The sequence below is a fragment of the Duganella sp. FT27W genome (genome assembly GCF_009295655.1).
In the GTDB taxonomy this organism is placed as follows: domain Bacteria; phylum Pseudomonadota; class Gammaproteobacteria; order Burkholderiales; family Burkholderiaceae_D; genus Rugamonas; species Rugamonas zoogloeoides.
This window is the reverse complement of record NZ_WHIV01000050.1, coordinates 1-233: the sequence shown is the minus strand read 5'-3', so window position 1 is coordinate 233 and position 233 is coordinate 1. Positions and strand designations below refer to the sequence as shown.

Here is a 233-nt window from a genome sequence, read left to right as displayed (position 1 = left end):
TGCGTTTGTTGATACATACAATCATTACCCATCGCATTACGTTTTACCGTAACACGACACATAAAAATCTACTTACTTCTTCCAGATTGTTAAAGAACATACAGCACTTGGTCTCTAAAAGACCAAATCTAAACCTAGCGGCTTACATTTGAACTCTTGGTGGAGGATGACGGGATCGAACCGACGACCCCCTGCTTGCAAAGCAGGTGCTCTCCCAGCTGAGCTAATCCCCC

Annotated in this window: 1 tRNA gene; it reads right to left on the bottom strand. The window is 44.6% G+C overall.

From position 1 onward, the window contains the following. Positions 1-157 precede the first annotated feature (157 nt). A tRNA-Ala gene (locus tag F8197_RS28415) sits at positions 158-233 on the bottom strand.